The 21,659-nt window shown below is 74.1% G+C and carries 19 protein-coding genes and 1 riboswitch; of the genes, 9 read left to right on the forward strand and 10 right to left on the reverse strand.

Annotation, left to right across the window (positions count from 1 at the left end):
- Window positions 1–10: 10 nt before the first annotated feature.
- The 3 genes from ACFV1W_RS06705 to ACFV1W_RS06715 all read right to left on the reverse strand — a co-directional run bounded on the left by ACFV1W_RS06705 (window position 11) and on the right by ACFV1W_RS06715 (window position 2,932).
- Window positions 11–1,423 carry a sugar porter family MFS transporter gene (locus ACFV1W_RS06705; protein ID WP_380413742.1) on the reverse strand — a complete coding sequence of 471 codons (1,413 nt, stop codon included), beginning with the start codon at window positions 1,421–1,423 and terminating at the stop codon, window positions 11–13.
- Window positions 1,424–1,538: 115 nt separating this feature from the next.
- Window positions 1,539–2,243 (reverse strand): FMN-binding negative transcriptional regulator, encoded by a 705-nt coding sequence (locus ACFV1W_RS06710; RefSeq protein WP_380413744.1) that lies wholly within the window; start codon window positions 2,241–2,243, stop codon window positions 1,539–1,541.
- A gap of 14 nt (window positions 2,244–2,257) precedes the next feature.
- Entirely contained in the window at window positions 2,258–2,932 is a 675-nt protein-coding gene (locus tag ACFV1W_RS06715; RefSeq protein ID WP_380413746.1) for a pyridoxamine 5'-phosphate oxidase family protein, read from the reverse strand.
- Window positions 2,933–2,966: 34 nt separating this feature from the next.
- On the opposite strand from ACFV1W_RS06715, the gene ACFV1W_RS06720 reads away from it, so the two are divergent.
- A complete protein-coding gene (locus ACFV1W_RS06720; RefSeq protein ID WP_380413748.1) occupies window positions 2,967–4,301 on the forward strand; it encodes an aminotransferase class I/II-fold pyridoxal phosphate-dependent enzyme in 1,335 nt (444 codons plus the stop codon).
- Window positions 4,302–4,480: 179 nt separating this feature from the next.
- Here ACFV1W_RS06720 and ACFV1W_RS06725 read toward each other — a convergent pair whose 3' ends face one another.
- Entirely contained in the window at window positions 4,481–5,839 is a 1,359-nt protein-coding gene (locus ACFV1W_RS06725; RefSeq protein ID WP_380413750.1) for an NAD(P)/FAD-dependent oxidoreductase, read from the reverse strand.
- A 239-nt stretch (window positions 5,840–6,078) separates the two neighbouring features.
- On the opposite strand from ACFV1W_RS06725, the gene ACFV1W_RS06730 reads away from it, so the two are divergent.
- The 3 genes from ACFV1W_RS06730 (at window position 6,079) to ACFV1W_RS06740 (ending at window position 7,845) form a co-directional block, all read left to right on the forward strand.
- A complete protein-coding gene (locus ACFV1W_RS06730) occupies window positions 6,079–6,834 on the forward strand; it encodes a HipA family kinase (protein WP_380413751.1) in 756 nt (251 codons plus the stop codon).
- Window positions 6,831–7,259, forward strand: coding sequence for a DUF3037 domain-containing protein (locus tag ACFV1W_RS06735; protein ID WP_380413753.1), 429 nt, complete (start codon window positions 6,831–6,833; stop codon window positions 7,257–7,259). Before ACFV1W_RS06730 ends, ACFV1W_RS06735 begins: the two co-directional genes overlap by 4 nt.
- A 127-nt stretch (window positions 7,260–7,386) precedes the next feature.
- Complete coding sequence (locus ACFV1W_RS06740) at window positions 7,387–7,845, forward strand: MarR family winged helix-turn-helix transcriptional regulator (RefSeq protein ID WP_030288381.1); 459 nt, start codon at window positions 7,387–7,389, stop codon at window positions 7,843–7,845.
- A gap of 21 nt (window positions 7,846–7,866) precedes the next feature.
- Here ACFV1W_RS06740 and ACFV1W_RS06745 read toward each other — a convergent pair whose 3' ends face one another.
- Window positions 7,867–10,050: a HelD family protein gene (locus tag ACFV1W_RS06745; protein WP_380413755.1), complete on the reverse strand. Its 2,184-nt coding sequence runs from the start codon at window positions 10,048–10,050 to the stop codon at window positions 7,867–7,869.
- 109 nt (window positions 10,051–10,159) lie between these two features.
- Here ACFV1W_RS06745 and purB point away from each other — a divergent pair, with 109 nt between their 5' ends.
- Entirely contained in the window at window positions 10,160–11,599 is a 1,440-nt protein-coding gene (gene purB / locus ACFV1W_RS06750) for an adenylosuccinate lyase (protein ID WP_380413757.1), read from the forward strand.
- Between the two features lie 26 nt (window positions 11,600–11,625).
- Here purB and ACFV1W_RS06755 read toward each other — a convergent pair whose 3' ends face one another.
- Window positions 11,626–13,080 carry an MFS transporter gene (locus tag ACFV1W_RS06755; RefSeq protein ID WP_380413966.1) on the reverse strand — a complete coding sequence of 485 codons (1,455 nt, stop codon included), beginning with the start codon at window positions 13,078–13,080 and terminating at the stop codon, window positions 11,626–11,628.
- A 401-nt stretch (window positions 13,081–13,481) separates the two neighbouring features.
- Window positions 13,482–13,657: riboswitch (cyclic di-AMP (ydaO/yuaA leader) on the forward strand.
- 3 nt (window positions 13,658–13,660) lie between these two features.
- Between ACFV1W_RS06755 and ACFV1W_RS06760 the strand changes: the two genes are divergently transcribed.
- Entirely contained in the window at window positions 13,661–14,248 is a 588-nt protein-coding gene (locus ACFV1W_RS06760; protein ID WP_380413758.1) for a M23 family metallopeptidase, read from the forward strand.
- 368 nt (window positions 14,249–14,616) lie between these two features.
- Here ACFV1W_RS06760 and ACFV1W_RS06765 read toward each other — a convergent pair whose 3' ends face one another.
- The 4 genes from ACFV1W_RS06765 to ACFV1W_RS06780 all read right to left on the reverse strand — a co-directional run bounded on the left by ACFV1W_RS06765 (window position 14,617) and on the right by ACFV1W_RS06780 (window position 17,825).
- Entirely contained in the window at window positions 14,617–15,336 is a 720-nt protein-coding gene (locus ACFV1W_RS06765; protein WP_380413760.1) for a DUF2470 domain-containing protein, read from the reverse strand.
- Between the two features lie 116 nt (window positions 15,337–15,452).
- Window positions 15,453–15,872 carry a RidA family protein gene (locus tag ACFV1W_RS06770; RefSeq protein WP_380413762.1) on the reverse strand — a complete coding sequence of 140 codons (420 nt, stop codon included), beginning with the start codon at window positions 15,870–15,872 and terminating at the stop codon, window positions 15,453–15,455.
- A gap of 29 nt (window positions 15,873–15,901) precedes the next feature.
- Window positions 15,902–16,651 carry an IclR family transcriptional regulator gene (locus tag ACFV1W_RS06775; protein ID WP_380413764.1) on the reverse strand — a complete coding sequence of 250 codons (750 nt, stop codon included), beginning with the start codon at window positions 16,649–16,651 and terminating at the stop codon, window positions 15,902–15,904.
- Window positions 16,652–16,688: 37 nt separating this feature from the next.
- A complete protein-coding gene (locus tag ACFV1W_RS06780; protein WP_380413766.1) occupies window positions 16,689–17,825 on the reverse strand; it encodes a sugar kinase in 1,137 nt (378 codons plus the stop codon).
- Between the two features lie 116 nt (window positions 17,826–17,941).
- On the opposite strand from ACFV1W_RS06780, the gene ACFV1W_RS06785 reads away from it, so the two are divergent.
- Genes ACFV1W_RS06785 through ACFV1W_RS06795 form a run of 3 tightly spaced genes read left to right on the forward strand, consistent with a single transcriptional unit; the run spans window position 17,942 to window position 21,554 of the window.
- Window positions 17,942–19,282 carry an amino acid deaminase gene (locus ACFV1W_RS06785; protein ID WP_380413768.1) on the forward strand — a complete coding sequence of 447 codons (1,341 nt, stop codon included), beginning with the start codon at window positions 17,942–17,944 and terminating at the stop codon, window positions 19,280–19,282.
- Entirely contained in the window at window positions 19,282–20,934 is a 1,653-nt protein-coding gene (locus tag ACFV1W_RS06790; RefSeq protein WP_380413770.1) for an amidohydrolase family protein, read from the forward strand. The genes ACFV1W_RS06785 and ACFV1W_RS06790 overlap by 1 nt, the downstream gene beginning before the upstream one ends.
- Window positions 20,931–21,554: a bifunctional 4-hydroxy-2-oxoglutarate aldolase/2-dehydro-3-deoxy-phosphogluconate aldolase gene (locus ACFV1W_RS06795; RefSeq protein WP_380413772.1), complete on the forward strand. Its 624-nt coding sequence runs from the start codon at window positions 20,931–20,933 to the stop codon at window positions 21,552–21,554. The genes ACFV1W_RS06790 and ACFV1W_RS06795 overlap by 4 nt, the downstream gene beginning before the upstream one ends.
- The last annotated feature ends 105 nt before the right edge of the window (window positions 21,555–21,659 follow it).

A 21,659-nucleotide genomic window follows, 5' to 3' on the forward strand; every position in this document is an offset into this window, starting at 1 on the left:
GGGCGGTCGCTCAGCCCATCTCCTCCAGGGCGCGGCCCTTGGTCTCCCTGATGCAGAAGGCCACGAACGGGATGGAGAGCAGCGCGAAGGCCGCGTAGATGACGTACGTGGCGGAGAGGTTCCAGTCGGCGAGGTCCGGGAAGCTGACGGTGATGGCCCAGTTGGCGATCCACTGGGCCGAGGCGGCGACCGACAGCGCCAGCGCGCGGATCCGGTTGGGGAACATCTCGCCGAGCAGGACCCAGACCACCACGCCCCAGGAGAAGGCGAAGCAGAGCACGAACACGTGCGCGGCGATCAGGGCGGCGGTGGCGTGGGTGTTGTCGAGGGTGGCGGTGTCGCCGGTGCCGGTGCGGTAGGAGAACGCCCAGGCGGCGGTGCCCAGCGCGAGCGCCATGCCGGCGGAGCCCGCCAGGGCCAGCGGCTTGCGGCCGATCCGGTCCACCAGGACCATCGCGATCACCGTGCCGATCACGTTGATGATCGAGGTGGAGAGGCTGATCAGCAGCGAGTTGGACTCGTTGATGCCGACCGACTGCCACAGGAAGGAGGAGTAGTAGAAGATCACGTTGATGCCGACGAACTGCTGGAACACCGAGGCGCCGATGCCGACCCAGACGATCGGCAGCAGGCCGAAGCGGCCGCCGAGCAGGTCCTTGGGCCGGGGCTTGTGGGTGGACGCCAGCACCGCGCGGATCTCCGCCACCCGGGTGTCCAGGTCGACGTCCTCGCCCTCGACCTCGACCAGCACCTTGCGGGCCTGCGCCTCGCGGTGGTCGGCGATCAGGTAGCGCGGCGACTCCGGGATGGCCAGCGCCATCAGGCCGTACACCAGGGCCGGGATGGCCTCGACGCCGAGCATCCACTGCCAGGCCTGGATGCCGGCGAGGTGGCCGGTGGACTCACCGCCGGCGGCCTGGTTGAGCGCCCAGTTGGCGAGCTGGGAGACGGTGATGCCGAGTACGATCGCCATCTGCTGGAAGGAGGCGAGCCGGCCGCGGTAGGCGGTGGGGGCGACCTCGGCGATGTACGTTGGCGCGATCACCGAGGCGATGCCGATCGCGATGCCGCCGACCACGCGCCAGGCGGCGAGCGCCTCGATGTTCGGCGGGAACATCGAGCCGATGCCGCTGGCCGCGAACAGCACGGCGGCCAGCAGCATCGTGCGGACCCGGCCCAAGTGGTCCGCGAGCCGGCCGGCGACCACCGCGCCGACGGCCGAGCCCAGCAGCGCGATGGCCACCACGAAGGCGGTGGTGCCGTTGCCCACCGCGAAGTGCTTCTGGATGCCGGTCACCGCGCCGTTGATCACGGCGCTGTCGTATCCGAACAGGAAGCCGCCCATCGCGGCGGCCGCCGAGATGAAGATGACGTGCCCGAGGTGGGCCTCACCGGCCGCCCGTTGACTGTTGACCGTGGACACGCGACTCCCCGAGGTGGACGGGCCCGTTCTTGACGACTGGGCAGGACTCGTCTCACATTCGAGCAGCGCGGCGGCCGGCCTGCCCGCCCTGGTGGCCCGATCGGGTGAAAGGACGTCAGCCGGCGGCGCGCGGCCCGGGCGTGCGTCGGGCGCCGCCCGCGGGGGAGGCGCCCGCCGCCCCGGCGCTGCGCCGCTGGTGACGGCGCAGCAGCTGGGTGCGGGCGGCGGCGTCCTGGTCGCGTCGAGGGGACGGACCCCCGGCGCGCCCGGCGAGCCGGTCGGCGATCGCGTACTGCGCCTCGGCCGGCTTCTTGTCGTCGTACTTGAACTTGGCGCGCACCTCGCGGACCGTCAGGCGCAGCCCCCGCAGGCCGGGCAGCAGCCGGCCGAACTCGTTCGCGCCGGGGACCACCCGGAGGTCCGGGGTCTCCGGCTGGAAGTGCGCCAGCTGGCGGTTGAGGATCTCCGCCTTGCCCTCGGCGGAATCGACCACCTCGGCGGTGCAGTGGAAGTGGACGGAGGCGTAGTAACTGGTGGGCGTGCCGGGCTCACCGCGCCAGTGCCCGGGGGCGAAGGCGTAGCCGTCGGTGACCGCGAGGGTGACGTTCGGGTCGGCCCGGACGGCGGCCAGCAGCGGGTTGGGCGAGGCGAGGTGGAGCAGGATCTCGCCGCGCGCCGCGTCCAGCAGGAAGTGCGTCGGGACGAGCACCGGGCCCTCGTCGGGGCCGCCGTTGGCGGCGAGCAGGCCGAAGTCGCGGCCCTCGGCCAGCCAGGCGCGCCACTCGTCCTCGTCCCCGCGGTCCCAGGACCTGATCAGCATGAGGTCGGCCTTCCTCAGCGGGGGAAGCGGCGCATGTGCGCGGGGAGCGGGATGCTCCGGTCGTACGGCTCGGGGGTGCCGTGCACGGTGGTGACCGGGACGATGCCGGACCAGTGCGGCAGGTCGGCGTCGTCCGGGTCGTCTTCGGCGCCGTCCGAGCGGGACTTGGCCGAGACCTCGTCCAGCTCCAGCCGGATCACGGCGGTGGCGGCGAGCTCCTTGGGGTTGGCCGGGCGGATCTCGCCGGAGCGGCCGGGGACGACCTGGTCGACCAGGGCGGCCAGCGCGACGTCCAGCTCCTCGGGGTCGGTCACCTGGTAGGCGGTGCCGTGGGCGACCACCGAGCGGAAGTTCACCGAGTGGTTGAAGGCGGACTTGGTCAGCACCAGGGCGTCGACGTGGGTGACCGTGACGCAGACCTGCATGCCCTGCTCGTCGGAGGCGCCGCGCATCGGGCGGCTGCCGGTGGAGCCGTGGACGTAGAGCCGGCTGCCGACCCGGGCGAAGACCGTCGGAAGGACGACGGGGGCGCCGTCGGCGACGAAGCCGAGGTGGCAGACGTAGGCCTCGTCGAGGATGGCGTGGATCGCCTCCTTCTCCCAGGTGGCGCGGTCCTTGTAGCGGGTGGGGGTGGTGCGCGGCGTCCGGGAGTAGCTGGTGCCGCCGTTGTTCGTCGGCGTGGTCGACATGACAACCTCTATGTACTAGTGCATAATTTGATTTGTGCTAGGAGACTATCCGCTGAAAGGGCGACGCGCCAGCGAAATCGCGGCCCACATCGAACAGGGCGTGAGCAGCGGGCAGCTCGCACCCGGAACCGCGCTGCCCCCGCTGCGCGACCTCGCCGCCGAACTCGGCGTCAACCCCAACACCGTGGCCGCCGCGTACCGGCTGCTGCGTGATCGCGGCGTGATCGAGACGGCCGGCCGCAAGGGCAGCCGGATCCTCCCCAGGCCCGCGCTCACCCCACGGGACCAGATCCGCATCCCCGTCCCCGCCCTGGCCCGCGACCTGTCCACCGGCAACCCCGACCCGGCCCTGCTGCCGGACCTCGGCCCGGCCCTCGCGGCCGCCGCCGAGGCCCTGCGTGCCGAGCCCGTGCTCTACGGGCACCCGCGCATCGACCCCGGCCTGCTCGACCTCGCCCGCACCTCCTTCGAGGCCGACGGGCTGTACGGCCCGATCGCCGTCGCCTCCGGCGCGCTGGACACCATCGAGCGCGCCCTCGGCGCCTGGCTGCGCCCAGGCGACGCGGTGGCGGTCGAGGACCCGGGCTGGGGCAGCCTGCTCGACCTGCTGCCCGCGATGGGGCTGCGGCCCGAGCCGGTCCGGCTGGACGACGAGGGCCTGCTGCCGGACTCGCTGGCCGCGGCGCTGTCCGACGGCGCCCGCGCGGTGGTGGTGACCAGCAGGGCGCAGAACCCTATCGGCGCGGCGCTCACCGCCGGCCGGGCCGAGGCGCTGCGGGCCGTCCTGGCCGGGCACCCCGGCGTGCTGCTGATCGAGGACGACCACGGGCACGGCATGGTCGACCAGCCGTACCACCCGCTGGTCGGCGCCGGGCCGCGGCACTGGGCGGTGGTGCGTTCGGCCGCCAAGGCCTACGGGCCGGACCTGCGGGTCTCGGTGATGGTCGGCGACGAGGAGACCGTCGGACGGGTGGCCGGACGGCTGCGGCTGGGGGCGGGCTGGGTCAGCCACCTGCTGCAGCGCACCGTCGCCGAGCTGTGGCGCGCCGACGCGGCGCCCGCCGCGAGCGTGGCCGCCGCCTACCGGGCGCGCCGGGACGCCCTGTTGGGCGAGCTGGCGGCGCGCGGCATCGAGGCGCACGGGGAGAGCGGGCTGAACGTCTGGGTGCCGGTGCCGGACGAGACCTCCGCGCTGGCGGCGCTGGTGCAGCGCGGCTGGGTGGCGGCACCCGGGGCGCGGTACCGGATCCAGTCGCCGCCCGGGCTGCGTTTCACCACCGCGCGGCTGGAGGCCGCCGAGGCGCGGCGGCTGGCGGAGGACCTGGCGGAGGTCCTGGGCTCGGGCGGGGGAGGCTCCCGGCTGGTGTGAGCGGGGTGGTCCGGGACGGGGCGGGTGGTTCGGGGCTGCGGTTCGGTCCGAACCCGTCGGTGACGAATGCGGAGAGCCGGCGCAGACTCCTAGCGGCGGCGCGCTGACGGGTGCACATGCCGAGGCGCCCCGCCGCGGTGGGGAACCACCGGGGCGGGGCGCCGAAGCGCCGTGCGCCGTCAGCCCTTGGCCAGCAGGGACTGGGCGTGGGCGCGCACCTGGTCCCGGGTCAGGTAGGCGTCGGTGTACTCGAAGTCCTGGAGCCGGGCGGGCTGGCGGGCGAGGAAGCCGATGCGGACGAAGTCGTCGCCGGCGGTCGCGTTCATCAGCCAGTTCGCACCCACCCGGAGCTTGGCCACATTGGTGCGCATCGCCATCAGGTGGTAGCCGCGGGCCACCAACTGGGCGGGGACGCCGCGCAGTTCGACGCCGATCGGCTTGGAGACCGCGTCCTTGCCACCGAGGTCGACCACCAGGCCCAGGTCCTTGTGGTAGTACGGCTCCAGGGGCTGGTTGCGGAGCGAGGCGATCACGTTGTCGGCCACCGCGCGGCCCTGGCGGGCCGAGTGCTGGGCGGTGGGCGGGCAGACCGCGCCGTCGCCCTTGGCGAGGTCCGGGACGGCGGCCGCGTCACCGAGTGCGAACACGCCCTCGAACTGCGGCACCCGCATCTCCGCCGTCACCGCGAGCCGGCCGCGGACCGTCTCCGCGTCCAGGGTCGCGATCAGCGGGCTCGCGGCCACGCCGGCGGTCCAGATCAGGGTGCGGCAGGGCAGCACCCGGCCGTCGGTGAACTTGACCGTCTCGGCGCCGACTTCGGCCACCGAGACGCCCAGCGACACCTCGATGCCGCGCTCCCGCAGCACCTCCAGGGCGGCGGTGCCCAGTGCCTCTCCGAGCTCGGGCATCAGCTTGGGGGCGATGTCGATCAGGTGCCACTTGATCTGGCGGGCGTCCAGGCGCGGGTAGCGGCGGGCGGCGGCGGTGGTGAGGCGCTGGAGGCAGGCGGCCGTCTCGGTGCCGGCGTAGCCGCCGCCGACCACCACGAACTGCAGCCGGGACTCGCGCTCGCGCTGGTCCAGGGTGGCCGAGGCGAGGTCGAGTTGGGCGATCACGTGGTCGCGGACGTAGGCCGCCTCGGCGAGCGTCTTCATGCCGCGGGCGTAGTCGGTGAGACCGGGGATGTCGAAGGTGCGGGTGACGCTGCCGGGGGCGAGCACCAGGGCGTCGTACTTCAGGGCGATCACCTCGTCGGTGACCTTGCGGACCACGCACACCCTGGAGGTCGGGTCCACGCCGATGGCTCCGCCGGGGACGATGTGGGTGCGGCGCAGGCTCCGGCGCAGGGACACGGCCACGGACTGCGGGGTGAGGACACCGGCGGCGACGTGGGGGAGGAGGGGGAGGTAGAGCTGGTAGCTGAACGGAGTGACCAGCGTGATCTCGGCCTCCGACGGCGAGAGCTTGCGTTCGAGGCGGCGGGCGCACTCCAGGCCCGCGAAGCCGCCGCCCACGATCAGGATCCGAGGTCGTTCCATCGCTCATCCCTTGTCATGCGGGTCGTACCGGAAGGTCCCCATTACTGTCCGCCACACTCGCACGGAGCAGCGGGGACTGCCACCGGGGCGGGGCGGATGGGGGCAGGGGGAATGGCGGGGCGCAAGGGGATGGAGCGGCGGGGGTTGCCACCGGGGCGGGCGGCGGGGGCTGACAGCGGGGCGGGGCGGATGGGGGCAGAGAGGCGGAAGAAGGGGCCGGCACCGATAAGCTGTCCGGCGTGCTCCCCGAGGTGACGGCGGTCCGCTACGTGACGCCACTGCGAGAAGGCGGCTCGATGCCGGGCCTGGTCGAGGCCGACGACCGGCGGCTGTACGCGCTGAAATGGGTCGGCGCGGCGCAGGGCCGGAAGGCGCTGGTCGCGGAGGTGCTGGCCGGGGAGTTGGGGCGGCGGCTCGGGCTGCCGGTGCCGGAGCTGGTGACGATCGATCTGGACCCGGTGCTCGCGCGCAGCGAGCCGGACCACCAGATCCAGGACCAGATGCGGGCCAGCGGCGGGACCAACCTCGGGATGGCCTTCGTCAGCGGCGCGCTCAACTTCGACCCGCTGTGCTTCGAGGTGGACCCCGAACTCGCCGGGCAGGTGCTCTGGTTCGACGCGCTGATCGGCAACGTCGACCGTTCCTGGCGCAACCCCAACCTGCTGGTGGCGACCGGCGGGCTGCGGCTGATCGACCACGGCGCGAGCCTGATCTTCCACCACAACTGGGCCGGTGCGGCCGGCTGGGTGCGCCGCCCGTACGACGCGTCCGACCACGCGCTGCTGCGGGCCCAGCCGGACCTGGCGGCCGCGGACAAGGCGCTCGCGCCGGTCGCGGAGGCGGCGGTGGAGGCCGCCGTGGCGCAGATCCCCGAGGTGTGGCTGGTGGACGAGTTCGGCTTCGACTCGCCCGAGGACGTGCGTGCCGCGTACCGCGCCCAGCTGATCGAGCGACTGGCCGGTCCGCGTGACTGGCTGCCGGAGGTGCCCGCATGAACCAGCCGCTGTCGGGCGGGCCGTCGGCCGGGCTGCCGGCCGTCGTCGAGCTGCACGACTACGAGTACGCCGTGATCCGGGCGGTGCCGCGGATCGAGCGGGGCGAGTGCGTCAACGTCGGGGTGCTGCTGTACTGCCGGCAGAGTGCTCACCTGGCCGCGCGCACCCACCTGGACCAGGCCCGGCTGCTGGCGCTGGACCCGGTGGCGGACGTGCAGGGGGTGCGCCGGGCGCTGCAGGGGATCGAGGCGGTCTGCCACGGCGGGCCGCAGGCCGGTCCGGCGGCCTCGGACAGCCCCGGGCAGCGGTTCCGCTGGCTCACCGCGCCGCGCAGTGCGATGGTCCAGCCGGGGCCGGTGCACACCGGGCTGACCGCGGACGCGGATGCCGAGCTGCGACGGCTGTTCGACCAGCTGGTGCTCTGACCGTTCCCGGGCCGCGTGCCCACGGCGCCGAGGACGTGCTCCGAACGGTGGAAGTGTGAGGTGGCTCGCGGACGGTTGCCGTGGTCAAATCTTGAGTTACTGAAGCACTCGGTCGTACGCTGGCCCCATGGGTTCGACCTCGACGACGACCGTACCGACCAACGCCGAGCTGATGGAGGCGTTGGCCGCCGTCGGAGCCGCGTATTTCCAGGACTTCGCGGCGGCCGCGGCCCGGCACGGGCTGTCCTCCTCGCAGGCCAAGGCGCTGGGCGCGGTGCAGGAGCCGGTGCCGATGCGGGCGCTGGCCGGGCGGCTGGGCTGCGACGCGTCGAACGTGACCGGGATCGTGGACCGGCTGGAGTCGCTGGGCCTGGCCAACCGGGAGGCCGCCGCCGGCGACCGCCGGGTGAAGATCGTGGTGATCACGGCCGAGGGCCGGGACATCCTGAGCCGGATCCGCAGCGAGATGGCCCGCACCCACCAGGCCTTCGAGGCGATGACCGACGAGCAGCGGGTCGCCCTGCACTCGATCTGCGGGCAGGTCCTGCCGGTGCTGGCCGGCCGTACGGGCGGCGCGCAGCAGTAGCGGGCCGCCCGTACGGGGTGCTCACAGCGCTCCGGCGAGTTCCGGTGGCAGCGGCCGGTGGTGCAGCAGGGTGAGCGTGCGGGTGGCGCGGGTGAGGGCGACGTACAGGTCCCGCGGGGCCAGCGCGGCCGGCTCGACCACCACGACGTTGTCGAACTCCAGGCCCCTGGCCGCGGCGACGGTCAGAGCACCCGGGGCCGCGGCCGTACCGTTTGCTGCGATGACACCCAAGGTGCCGACGGCGGTGGGGAGTTCTGCCAGGGCCGCGGCGAAGTCGCCGTTCGGGACGGGGACGGCGCGCGGCCGTTCGGTGCCGGGGCGGACGGACTCGGGCGGCTGCCGGTCGGGGGCGGCCGTGCGCAGCACGGCGGCGGCGAGGGCCATGATCGGCCCCGGCGTCCGGTAGTTCACGGTGAGCCGCTCCTCGCGCCAGCGGCCGGACAGGTGCGGGTCCAGCATCTGGGCCCAACTGCGGGCGCCGGCGGGCGATCCGGCCTGGGCGAGGTCGCCGACGACGGTGAGCGAGTTGGTCGGTATGCGGCGCAGGACGGCTCGCCAGGCCATCGCCGAGAGCTCCTGCGCCTCGTCCACCACGACGTGGCCGTACGCCCAGGTGCGGTCGGCGCCGGCGCGTTCGGCGGTGGAGCGGTACGGGCCGTCGTCGTGGAACCGCCCGGCCAGGGCGGCGGCGTCCAGGAGGACGTCGTCGGTCTGCCCGGTGATGGTCAACACGCCCTGGGCGAAGGCGAGTTCTTCCGCCTCCTCGGCCTCGTTCGCGGACTCGGTCCGGTTGGCGGTCCCGGTTCGGTCCGTCGGGCGGAGCTCGCCGAGGAGTTCGGCGGCCTCGTCCAGCAGCGGGACGTCCTCGACCGTCCATGGCGCGCCGGGCGGGCGGAGCAGGGCGGCCGTGTGCTCGGGGGCGACCTGGGCGAGCAACTCCCCGTCGGTGAGCAGGCGTTCGAGGAGTTGCTGCGGGGTGAGGGCGGGCCAGAGCGGGTCGAGGGCGGCGCGGACCTCCGCCCGGGCCCACAGCTCGCGCGGGGCGTAGTGCGCCTCCTCCTCGTCGTACGGGCGGCCGAGGGAGAGTGCCTGGGCGATGGCCAGCGCGTCCAGCAGAGTGCGCAGGTAGTGGGCGCGGGCCCGGTTGTGCGGCGCCCGCAGGCCGCGGGCGGCGGACCGGGCCTGGGCGCAGGCACCGGCGGAGACGCGCAGCCCGTCGCCGAGGTCGATGCCCTCGGCGGGCGCCGACTGATGGGCGGCGACAGCCCGTTGGAGCACCTCGGCCATCCACGGGCCGCCCTTGGCCACGGCCGTTGCGGGCGCGTCGGTGCGGCTGGTGGTGACGTCGGGGAAGAGTTCGCCGACCGTGCGCAGCACCACCTCGGTCTCGCCGAGGGCGGGCAGCACCTCCTCGATGTAGCGCAGGAAGCCCGTGGTGGGGCCGATGACCAGCACGCCGCGGCGCTCCAGGGCGGCGCGGTGGGTGAACAGCAGGTAGGCGGCGCGGTGCAGGGCGGCGAGGGTCTTGCCCGTACCGGGGCCGCCCTGGACGACCAGCGCGCCGGGCAGCGGGGAGCGGATCACCCGGTCCTGCTCGGCCTGGATGGTGGCGACGGCGGCGCCCATCCGGCCGGTGCGCTCGCGGGCGAGGGCGGCGAGCAGGGCGGCCTCGCCGACCAGGGTGCGGTGGCCGGACTCGCCCAGTCCGGAGAGGTCGAGCGCCTCGTCGTCCAGGCGCGTGACCGTGCGGCCCTCGGTGTGCAGGTGGCGGCGGCGCACCACGGCGCCTGGACGGGCGGGGGTCGCGGTGTAGAACGGGCGGGCGGCGGGGGCGCGCCAGTCGAGCAGGAGGGGTTCGTACGCCTCGTCGGTCAGGCCGGTGCGGCCGATGTAGTGGACGGTGCCGTCGCGTTCGTCGAGGCGGCCGAAGCAGAGGCCGCGTTCCACCGCGCCGAGCCGGGCGGCGTGGCGGGCGGCCTCGCGGGCGCGGACCTCGCGCTCCAGCCGGACCTGGTGGGTGCCGCCGGCGGCCGCGCCGTGGCGGGCGCCCTCACTGGTGCGGTGGGCGCGCTCCCGGGCGGCGTCCAAGTGGGTGTAGAGCCGGTCGAGGTGGGCCTGTTCGGTGCGCAGGGCTTCGGCGAGCACCGGGTCGGCGGGTTCGGCGGGGGCGGCCGGTTCCGTGGGTTCCGCTGGAGTTCCGTTCATTCGTGTGGTATCCTTGCGGTGAGAAGATTTTAGGTTGATGTGACGCAGGCATTGAATCTGCCCAGCCTACCCCATCCGCCGACGTCCGGCGTGACCTCGGCTGTTAGGCTTGCGAAGCGTGAGCGCGAAGCCCCAGATCCCCAATGTCCTGGCCTCCCGGTACGCCTCGGCGACCCTGGCCCAGCTGTGGTCCCCCGAGCACAAGGTGGTCCTTGAGCGCCACCTGTGGCTCGCCGTCCTGAAGGCCCAGCAGGACCTCGGTGTCGAGGTGCCCGCGAACGCCGTCGCCGACTACGAGCGGGTGATCGACCAGGTCGACCTCGGCTCGATCGCCGCCCGTGAGCGGGTCACCCGCCACGACGTGAAGGCCCGGATCGAGGAGTTCAGCGAGCTCGCCGGCCACGAGCAGATCCACAAGGGCATGACCTCCCGGGATCTGACCGAGAACGTCGAGCAGCTGCAGATCCGCCAGTCCCTGGAGCACGTCCGGGACCGTACGGTCGCCGTCCTGGTGCGCCTGGCCGACCTGGCCGCCCAGCACTCCGAGCTGGTCATGGCCGGCCGCTCGCACAACGTGGCCGCGCAGGCCACCACCCTGGGCAAGCGCTTCGCGTCGATCGCCGACGAGCTGCTGGTCGCCTTCCGCCGCCTGGAGGAGCTGATCGCCCGCTACCCGCTGCGCGGGATCAAGGGCCCGGTCGGCACCGCCCAGGACATGCTGGACCTGCTCGGCGGCGACACCGACAAGCTGGCCGAGCTGGAGCGCCGGGTCGCCGCGCACCTCGGCTTCGACAACGTGCTGACCAGCGTCGGCCAGGTCTACCCCCGTTCGCTGGACTTCGAGGTGCTGACCGCCCTCGTCCAGCTGGCCGCGGCGCCGTCCAGCCTGGCCAAGACCATCCGCCTGATGGCCGGCCACGAGCTGGTGACGGAGGGCTTCAAGGAGGGCCAGGTCGGCTCCTCCGCGATGCCGCACAAGATGAACACCCGCTCCTGCGAGCGCGTCAACGGCCTGGCCGTCATCCTGCGCGGCTACGCCTCGATGACCGGCGAGCTGGCCGGCGACCAGTGGAACGAGGGCGACGTCTCCTGCTCGGTGGTGCGCCGGGTGGCGCTCCCCGACGCCTTCTTCGCCTTCGACGGCCTGCTGGAGACCTTCCTGACCGTCCTGGACGAGTTCGGCGCCTTCCCGGCCGTGGTCGAGGCCGAGCTGGACCGCTACCTGCCGTTCCTGGCCACCACCAAGGTGCTGATGGGCGCTGTGCGCGCGGGCGTCGGCCGGGAGACCGGCCACGAGGTCATCAAGGAGCACGCCGTCGCCTCCGCGCTGGCGATGCGCGCGGGTGCCCGGGAGAACGAGCTGCTGGACCGCCTCGCCGCCGACGAGCGCATCCCGCTGGACCGGGCCGCGCTGGACGCGCTGCTGGCCGACAAGCTCTCCTTCACCGGGGCGGCCGGGGCGCAGGTCGCCGAGGTCGTCCGCCAGGTGGAGGCCGTCGCGGCGGCCTACCCCGAGGCGGCCAAGTACGCGCCCGCCGACATCCTCTGACGGAGCCTCGGTCGTAGGACGGAGTCTCAGTTCTCCGACGAGGGCCCTGCCGCCGTTCCGGTGGTGGGGCCCTCGGGCGTCCGGGAGCGGCCGGGGTCGAACGGCGGGGTGGTGGTGGAGCAGGGCCAGTCGCAGTTCGGCTCGGCCACCGGCTGCTCCTCGGGCGCGAGCACGTTGCCCCGGACGGTGACCGAGGCGATCAGCCCGCCGCAGACCAGCAGGCCCGCGCAGATCAGCATCGCGGTGTGGAAGGCGGAGTCCACCGAGGAGGGCACCCGGTAGGCGTTGCCGCTCAGTCCCGCCATCGCCGGGAGGGCGGCCACCGCGAGCAGGCCGGCCGCCCGGGCGGCGGCGTTGTTGACGCCGCTGGCGATGCCCGCGTGCCGCACGTCGACGGCGGCCAGCACGGTGGCGGTCAGCGGTGCGACCAGCAGGGTCATCCCGGAGCCCATCACCACGACGGCGGGCAGCACGTCCGCCCAGTACGAGGATCCGGACCCGATGCGCAGCATCAGCAGCACCCCGGCCGCGCACAGCATCGGGCCGACGGTCAGCGGGATGCGCGGGCCGATCCGCTTGCCGAGGCGCCCGGCGCGTGCGGACAGGGTGAGCATCAGCAGGGTGATCGGCACCAGCGCGAAGCCGGAGGCCAGCGGGGAGAAGCCGGAGACGATCTGCAACTGCACCACCAGCAGGAAGAAGACCCCGCTGAACGCCGCGTAGACGCACAGGGTGACCAGGTTCACAGCGGTGAACAGGCGGGAGGAGAACAGCCCGAGCGGCAGCATCGGATCGGGCGCCCGCCGCTCGACGGCCACGAACGCGGCGGCGAGCAGCAGGCCGAGCACACCGCTGACCCAGACGCCGGGGGACAGGCCCTCTCCGGCGGCGGTGAGCGCGTAGGTGATCGCGCCGAGGGCGAGCGCGGCGAGCAGGGCGCCGGGTACGTCGAAGCGGCCGGTGGCGGACTCGTCGCGGCTCTCCGGGACGTACCGGGAGGTGACGGCGATCACCGCGGCGGCCAGCGGCAGGTTCAGCAGGAAGATCCAGCGCCAGCCGGGCCCGTCCACCAGCCAGCCGCCGAGGAAGGGGCCGACGGCGGCCGACACCCCGCCCAGGCCGGACCACAGGCCCACCGCGGCCGAGCGGTCGTCAGGGTGGAAGACCGCCTGGAGCATCGCGAGCGAGCCCGGGGTGAGCAGTGCGCCGCCGATGCCCTGGACGGCTCGGGCGGCGACCAGCACGTGGATGGTCGGGGAGGCGGCGCAGGCCGCGGAGGCGGCGGCGAACCAGACCACGCCGATCAGGAAGACCTTGCGCCGGCCGTAGCGGTCGCCGAGCGCGCCGCCGAGCAGGATCAGGCCCGCCAGGGTGAGCAGATAGGCGTTCAGGGTCCATTGCAGGGAGGCGAGGGAGGCGCCGAGGTCGGTGCCGATCCGGGGCAGGGCGACGTTCACCACGGTGCCGTCGAGCATCGCCATGCTGGAGCCGAGCACCGTCGCGAGCAGCACCCAGCGTCCCCGTGCGGTGCCCAGGCGCAGGGAGCCGGCTTCGGAGGTGGTCACGGCCCGATCCTGCGCCCCGTGGGGCGCACGTGACAAGGGTCACCGGGAGGCGTGTCGGTCGGGGACGGTGCGTGAACGGATGGTCGCGCGGGGGTGTGGTGATCGGCGCAGGGTCGCGGATCAGTGGCGCGGGGTGAATGGATTGTGCACGTACGGTGTGGCGGATCATTCGGAGGGTCACCGCGTTGCGGGCGTCGATTGCCGGTTCGAGAGATCGACATTGCGTCCCCCGAACGGATGAGTTTTAGTTCAGCGACCGCCCGGCCAGTCCGGACGGATCCGCCGGGTGGAACGCCGAGTCCTGCCGCTGCCCGGTGGTTCGAACTGAGCTCTGTACGGCAGGAGCGGGGGACCCACAGGTAAGTCGCCGGACCGGAGTTCGTGCTTTTCAGGGCGCGGACGTCCAGGACCGGCTCGGGGTGAAGCCGCGCATGCGGCCGGGCAACTCCAGCCCGAACCCGACAGCTCACCTCGCAGGCGTCGGAGAGGAAATCCCATGCCTGCACAGGCTCGTCGTTTCGCCCTGCCCCGTTTCGCCCTGCCCCGTGCCGCCCGCATCGGCATCGCCACCACCGTCGCCGGTGCCTCCTTCGTCCTGCCGCTGGTGACCACGATGAGCGGTCAGGCCGCCGCTGCCCAGGTCGTCGCGGCCGCACCGGCCGCCAAGGTCGTCAGCTCCGGCTTCGTCGCCCCGCTGGCCAAGCCGGTGCTGGGCGAGGCCTACGGCGTGGCCGGCTCGATGTGGGCCTCCGGCCACCACACCGGCCAGGACTTCGTCTGCTCCACCGGCACCCCGGTGCGCGCGATCGCCAACGGCGTCGTGGTGCAGGCCGGCAACGGCGGCGCCTACGGCAACCAGGTCGAGATCAAGCTCGCGGACGGCAAGTACGCGCAGTACGCGCACCTGTCCGTGATCGGCGTGAAGATCGGCCAGCGCGTCACCGTCGGCCAGCAGCTGGGCCTCTCCGGCGCCACCGGCAACGTGACCGGCCCGCACCTGCACTTCGAGGTCCGCACCGGTCCGAACTACGGCTCGGACATCAACCCGGTCGCCTACCTGCGGGCGCACGGCGTCGCGCTCTGACCCCACCGGGTTTCAGGAACCACCGCTGTCGCGGGGGCGAAACGGTCCTCCGGGATGGTCATGTCGGGTGACCGCTCGACCGGATGACCGCCGCGATAGTGGACATGGGCGCGGGACACGCCCACGGCCGGCCCGGCTTCACGGGACATCTTCCCCGAAGCCGGGCCGGCCCTTGCCGTTTTCGGCCCCGCGGCGTTCGGTGCTTCGAGCGTGGCGTCACCCCGGCTGTCTCCTGCGATGGGACAAGCTCGGGGCCGGTATGCGCCGGCCGGGGCGGCGGCGGTCGGGCCCCGGGGCGGTGACGGTCTTCCAAGGGCCGGCCGCCACCTGCTCGTTCGCCGTCGGCGACCGCGGCCGGAGCTGTGCGCCTAGCTCCGGTGGGCCGGCAGGCCGTGCTGGGCCGCGGTGAGGAGCTCGTGCATCCGGTGGCCGAAGTCCTCGGTGTCGCGGGCGGGTTCGGGAAAAACCAGGCGGACGTCGCGGTGGCCGTGCGAGTGGTCCAGGCGCAGCACCAGGCCGTGGCGGTCCAGGGCGAGCGGTCGCACGGCGGGGCGGTGGGTGAGCAGGGCCGGGTCGAGCAGCCCGGTGAGCAGGTCGAGGGCGTCGGCGTGGTCGTCGGCCAGATGGGTGAGCAGTGCGGCCTCGTGGCGGGCCAGCGGGTCCGGGATGGCGAGGGCGAGGTCGGCGGCCGTGAGCGCGCCGGTGCCGTACGGGGTGGCGAGCACGGCGTGGGCGACGTCGACCCCCAGGTGGACGCTCAGGCCGTCGTCGGCGAGGTGGGCCAGATGCAGCCGGCCGGCCAGGGTGAGCCGGGCGCGGACGCGGTCGCGGACGGCGACGGGGGAGACGTCGGTGACGTCGAGCACGACGGCCAGGCCGTCGGTGGCACCGGCGGCCGCCGCGGTGAGCGGCGCGTCCAGCGGGGCGCGCAGGCGCAGCCGGGAGCCGTGGACGGAGACCGGGGTGTCCAGGTCGTGGTGCTCGCCGAGGGCCCGGACGGTGAGTGAGGAGGCCGCGCTGAGCAGGTTGTGGACCCGGTCGGCGGTGGTGGGCTCGGGCACCTCGGCGTCGCCGCTCTGCTGGCTCATGGACGGACCTCCTTGTAGTTAGGTGAGCCTAACCTAATATTCGCGCGAAGGGGTGGCAAGCGGCGGGGCCCGGGCGCCGTGGCGGCGTCCGGGCCCCCGGGGGTGCCGGTGGCGGTTCAGGCGATGACGGCCTGGGCGTCGATCTCCACCAGCATGGGCTCCTGGGGGAGTTCGACGAAGACGGTGGTGCGGCAGGGCTTCACCCCGCCCGGCGCGATGTTCTCCTCGATGAACTCGGCGTAGGCCTCGTTCATCAGCGGGAAGTCGGCGCGGTCGGTGAGGTAGACGCGGAACATCACCACGTCCTCGATGCCGGCGCCGCCCGCCTTTACGACGGCCTTGACGTTCTCCAGGGTGCGGCGGGTCTGGGCCTTCACGTCGCCGTGGTGGAGGTACTCGCCGGTCGCCGGGTCCTGCGGGCCCTGGCCGGAAACCTGCAGGATCGGTCCCTTGCGGACGCCCTGGGAGAACGTCCATGCGGGGGCGGGGGCGCCGTCGGTGCGGATCTCGGTCTTGTCGGAGGACGCGGGGGGCATGGTGCTCCTTGTCGATGTGCGGCGGTACGTCAGAAGTCCTCGGGGCGCCCGCAGTCGGCCGAGGCGGCGCGGGCGGCGGCGAGCAGCTGCGGGAGGAGGTCCAGCACCTGCTCGTACGGGAGGACGACGTCGGGGACGGAGATGGAGGCGGCGGCGACGACCCGGCCGGTGGCGTCCCGGATCGGGGCGGCGACGCAGTTGATGAAGGCCTCGTGCTCGGCGTGGTCCTGCGCCCAGCCCTGGGCGGCGACCTGCTCCAGCTCGGCGAGCAGCGCCTCGGGCGTCGTGAGGGTGCGTTCGGTGTGCGGGGTGAAGTCGATCCCGGCCACCACGCGGCGGCGTTCGGGCAGCGGGAGGTCGGCCAGCAGCACCTTGGAGACGGCGGCGCTGTGCAGGGCGGCGCGCAGGCCGATCCTGGAGTACATCCTGACCGGGTGACGGGAGTCGAACTTGTCGATGTAGACCACCTCGCCGCCCTCGTAGGCCGCCAGGTGCACGGTCTGGCCGGTGGCGGAGTTCAGCTCGGCGAGGTGCGGGGCGGCGATCCGGCGGATGCCGCGCTGTTCCAGGGCGAGGCCGGAGAGGGCGAACAGGCCCGCGCCGAGGTGGTAGCGGTAGGCCGCGTCGCGGTAGACGAACCGTTCCTCCTCAAGGCTCTGGAGCAGCCGGAGCACGGTGGTCTTGTGCACGCCGAGGACCTCGGCCAGCTGGTCGAGGGAGCGCTCGCCCTCGCCGAGCTGGGCGAGGATGCGCAGGGCGCGGGTGACGGTTTGGCTCATCGGGCTCGGGCTCCGGTCGGGTGGCTGCGGTTCGTGCTCATTGTGCCCGGGCCGGATCGGCGGGCTCCCCCGGCCGGGGCCCGGCCGGTGCCGAGCCGCTAGCCCGGCCGGAGGGCAGGGCCGGGGAGGTGATGCCCCCGGCGGTGATCCGGGTGGCCGCCCAGTCGGCCGGGGAGGCGTCGAGCAGCGCGGCCACCACCGGGACGGGCGGCAGCTCGGCCTGGTCGCCGTGGGCGGTCAGCGCGCAGGCCGCGCCCAGGTGGCCGAGCCGCAGCCGTCTGCGCTGGTCCAGACCGCGGAGGGTACCGGCCAGGTAGCCGGCCGCGAAGGCGTCGCCGGCGCCGGTGGCCTCCACCACCTCGACGGCCAGGGCGGGTTCGGCGACCGCGGTGCCGTCCCGCTCCAGGGCGGTGACCACCCGGGCCGCGTCCTTGACCACCACGGTGGCGGGGGAGGGGAATCGACGGCGCAGCGCCGCGGGCTCGTCGGTGCCGAAGGCGGCCCGGGCCTCGTCGGCGCCGAGCAGCAGCAGGTCGGCGGCGTCCAGCAGCGTTGGGAGCACGGCCGGGTCACGGTCCTGCCAGAGCGCGGGCCGCCAGTTCAGGTCGAAGCTGACCAGCCGGTCCGGGCGGCGGTCGGCGAGCAGGGCGCGCAGCAGGGCCAGGCAGTCGTCGGAGAGCGCGGCGGTGATGCCGGACAGGTGCAGCAGGCGGGCGCCGGCCAGCAGGGCGGCGGTGGCCGGATCGGCGAGCAGGGCGGGGGAGAGCGCGGCGGCCGCGGAGCCGCGCCGGTGGTAGTGCAGGCGGCTGCGGCCGGGGCCGAGGTCGTGCCGGTGGCCGGTGGCGCCGCCGACCTCCTTGAGGTAGAGGCCGGTCGGGCGGTGCGGGTCGACGGTGACGCCCGAGACGTCCACGCCGCGGGAGGCGAGCTCGGCGAGCAGCCGGCGGCCGAAGCCGTCGCCACCGACCCGGCTGACCCAGGCGGTCGGCACGCCGAGCGCGGCCAGTGCCCCGGCCACGTTGGACTCCGCGCCGCCGACGGACAGCCGGAAGTTCTCCACGGCCTCCAGCGGGCCCGGGCGGTCGGGCAGCAGCACGGCCATCGACTCGCCCACGCAGACGGCCGTCGGGGGAGGCCCGGGGCGGGTCGGGCCCGGGGTTTCCTGTCGCGGCATCTGCTGGGCTCCTGGTGGCAGTCGGTTCCGTTGACCGTGATCCGGCGCCGATGCTAGAACCGTGCTGCCAACATGTGCAACTCTCGTTGCACATGTTGCAACGCGATGCACGGAGGATGACGGTGGAGCAGACCTTCTCGGGCGACCGCGCTCCGGTGGGCGGCAGTGCCTTCGCGAGCAGCGCGACCGGGGCGGGGATCGCCGAAGGGGCGGTGGCGGCCTTGGCCGACGAGACCCTCGACTGGCGGTTCAAGGCCGCCCCGCCGGAGAGCTGGGGGCACACCGTCCGCGACTGGCTCGCCACCGGGCCCACCCTCTCCTCGCTCGGCACCCCGCTGCTCACCCTCGACGGTGCCGCGCTCGACCACAACGTCCGCACCATGGCCGACTGGTGCGCCGAGGCGGGCGTCGCCCTCGCCCCGCACGGCAAGACCACCATGGCGCCCGAACTCTGGCAGGCCCAACTCGCCGCCGGCAGCCACGGCATCAGCCTCGCCAACGTGCCGCAGGTGCGGGTCGCCCGCGCCTTCGGCGTCCAGCGGATCCTGCTCGCCAACACCCTGCTCGACCCGGCCGGACTCGGGTGGCTCGCCGCCGAACTGGCCGCCGACCCGGGCTTCGCCTTCCTCTGCTGGACCGACTCCACCGAGGGCGTACGGCTGATGGACGAGGCGCTGCGCGCCGCCGGGACCGAGCGGCCGGTCGAGGTGCTGGTCGAACTCGGCGGTCCGGGCGGGCGGACCGGCGTGCGCGGAGTGGACGCGGCCGTCGAGGTCGCCGCCGCCGTGCTGCGTGCGCCCACCCTGCGGCTGGCCGGCGTCGGCGGGTACGAGGGCGCCCTCGCGCACGATGCCGCGGCCGACGGGCTGGCCGCCGTACGCGGCTACCTGAAGGCGCTCGGCGAGCTGCACGGCCGGCTCGCCGGCGGCTACCCGGGCGGCGCCCGGCCGGTGGTCTCGGCCGGTGGCAGCGCCTACTTCGACCTGGTAGTCGAGGAGTTGGCCGCCCTGCCGGAGGCGCTGGTGGTGCTGCGCTCCGGTGCGTACATCGCCCACGACGACGGCTTCTACCAGGGCATCTCGCCGCTCGGCCGGGGCGGCGACACCCCGTTCCGCGGCGCGCTGCACGGCTGGGCCCGGGTGGTCTCCCGGCCGGAGCCGCACCTGGCGCTGCTGGACGCGGGCAAGCGCGACCTGCCCTTCGACGAGGGCCTGCCCGCGCCGCAACGAGTCCGCGGCGAAGGGGAGTTGACGGGAACGGCGGTGCGGATCACCGCGCTCAACGACCAGCACGCCTTCCTCCGCGGCGCGGGCGACCTCGCGCCGATCGGCGCGGTGGTGCGGCTCGGGGTCTCGCACCCGTGCACGGCCTTCGACAAGTGGACCGCCCTTCCGGTGCTGGACTCCGCGGACGCGGCCGAGCCGGCGGTCACCGGACTGGTCAGGACGTTCTTCTGATGGCCGAGGCGGAGAGAGCCCCGGTCTCCGAGGGCAGGGCCGCGGTCTCCGAGGACACGGTCTTCAAAGGGGCGACGGTCGTCGACGGGACCGGCGCCGAGCGCTACCGCGCCGACGTACGGATCGCCGGAGGCCTGATCGCCGAGATCGGCCCGGGCCTGGACGGGCCGTCGACCGTGGACGCCGACGGGCTGGTGCTCGCTCCCGGCTTCATCGACATGCACGCCCACTCCGACCTCGCCCTGCTGCTCGAACCCGAGCAGCCGGCCAAGGTCACCCAGGGGGTCACCTGCGAGGTCCTCGGCCAGGACGGCCTGTCCTACGCCCCGGTGGACGACACCACCCTGCCCGCGCTGCGCCGCCAACTGGCGGGCTGGAACGGCGATCCGGCGGGCCTCGACTGGGACTGGCGCGACGTCGCCGGCTACCTGGACCGGATCGACCGCACCGGGCCCGCCGTCAACGCCTGCTACCTGGTCCCCCACGGCTCGCTGCGGATGCTCGCCGTGGGCTGGCAGAACCGCCCGCCGACTCCGGCCGAACTCGACCGGATGCGGCAGGAGTTGGCCAAGGGCTTGCTGGACGGCGCGGTCGGCATGTCCAGCGGCCTCAGCTACACCCCCGGGATGTACGCGGACACCGCTGAACTGGTCGAGCTGTGCACCGTGGCCGCGGCCTACGGAGGCTTTCACGCGCCGCACCAACGATCCTACGGGCGCGGCGCGTTGGAGGGTTACGCGGAGATGGTGGAGATCGCCCGGCGGTCCGGCTGTGCGCTGCACCTGACCCACGCCACGATGAACTTCGGTGTGAACCGCGGCCGGGCCGGCGAACTGCTGGAGCTGGTCGACCGGGCGCTCGCCGACGGTGTCGATCTCACCCTGGACAGCTACCCCTACCTCCCCGGATCCACCACACTGGCCGCCCTGCTGCCCAGTTGGGCCACCGAGGGCGGACCGGGCGCGACCCTGTCCCGGCTCGCCGACCCGGCCGACCGCGAGCGGATCCGGTGCGCGATGGAGGAGCGGGGCAGCGACGGCTACCACGGCGTGGTCGCGGACTGGGCGACGATCCAGATCTCCGGCGTCCGCTCGGAGCGGCTCGCCGGGGCGGTCGGCCGGACGGTCGCCGAGCTCGCCGCCGAGCAGGGGCGGAGCGGGACGGAGGCCTTCCTCGACCTGCTGCGCCAGGACGAGTTGGGCACCACGGTGCTCCAGCACGTCGGGCACGAGGAGAACGTCCGGGCGGTCATGCGCCACCCGGCGCACACCGTCGGCAGCGACGGGCTGCTGGTCGGTGCCCGGCCGCACCCGCGGGCCTGGGGCACCTTCGCCCGCTACCTCGGCCACTACTGCCGGGAGTTGGGCGTGCTCACCCTGGAGGAGACGGTCGCCCGGATGACCGGCCGGCCCGCCGCCCGGCTGGGACTGGACCGACGCGGCCGGATCGCCCCCGGCTTCCATGCGGACCTGGTGCTCCTCGACCCCGAACGGGTCCGGGACGCCGCCACCTTCGAGAAGCCCCGGCTGCCCGCCGAGGGCATCGAGTACGTCTACGTCAACGGCACCGCCGTCGTCCGGCAGGGTCGCACCACCGGCGCCCGGCCCGGGCGCGCCCTGCGCCGCACCGACCGAGGGACTCTGGCCCGATGAGCGATCTTCCCGAGCTGTGGGACGACCCGGTGATCGCGGTGGTCCGCGCACCCCGGATCCCGGACGCCGCCGCGCTGTGCGCCGCACTCGCCGATGGCGGCATCACCTTCACCGAATTCACGTACACCACGCCCGACGTGACGGACCATCTGGTCAGTGCATCCCGAGCCGGGTGGCGGGTCGGGGTCGGGACGGTGCTGACCGCCGAGCAGGCCGAGCGGGGGATCGACGCCGGGGCGTCCTTCCTGGTCACCCCCGGCTGCCGGCCCGAGGTCGCGCGGGCCGGGCGGGCCCGCGGGGTGCCGGTGGTGCTGGGGGCGCTCACCCCGACCGAGGTGGCCCGGGCGGTCGACCTGGGCGCCGCGGCCGTCAAGATCTTCCCGGCCCGGTCGTTCGGCCCCGGGTACTTCAGGGACCTGCGCGGCCCGTACCCGGACGTGCCGCTGGTGGCCTCCGGGGGGGTGAACGCGGGCAACGCGGCCGAGTTCCTGGCGCAGGGGGCGATCGCGGTGTGCGCGGGCACGGACGTGGTGCCGCCGGCGGCGGTCGAGGCGGCGGACTGGGCGGAGATCACCCGGCGGGCCAGGGAGTTCACCCGGGCGTGCGCGGCGCGGGCCTAGCGAGGGGCGACAGGGGCGGGGTGCTGGGGTGGCGGGGTGCGCGCGGGTACGGCGGTGGTTCCGTGAAGGTGCGAGGAGGGCTGTCGGGACGGCCGGGATTGGACG

The sequence above is a fragment of the Kitasatospora sp. NPDC059648 genome (genome assembly GCF_042734825.1).
In the GTDB taxonomy this organism is placed as follows: domain Bacteria; phylum Actinomycetota; class Actinomycetes; order Streptomycetales; family Streptomycetaceae; genus Kitasatospora.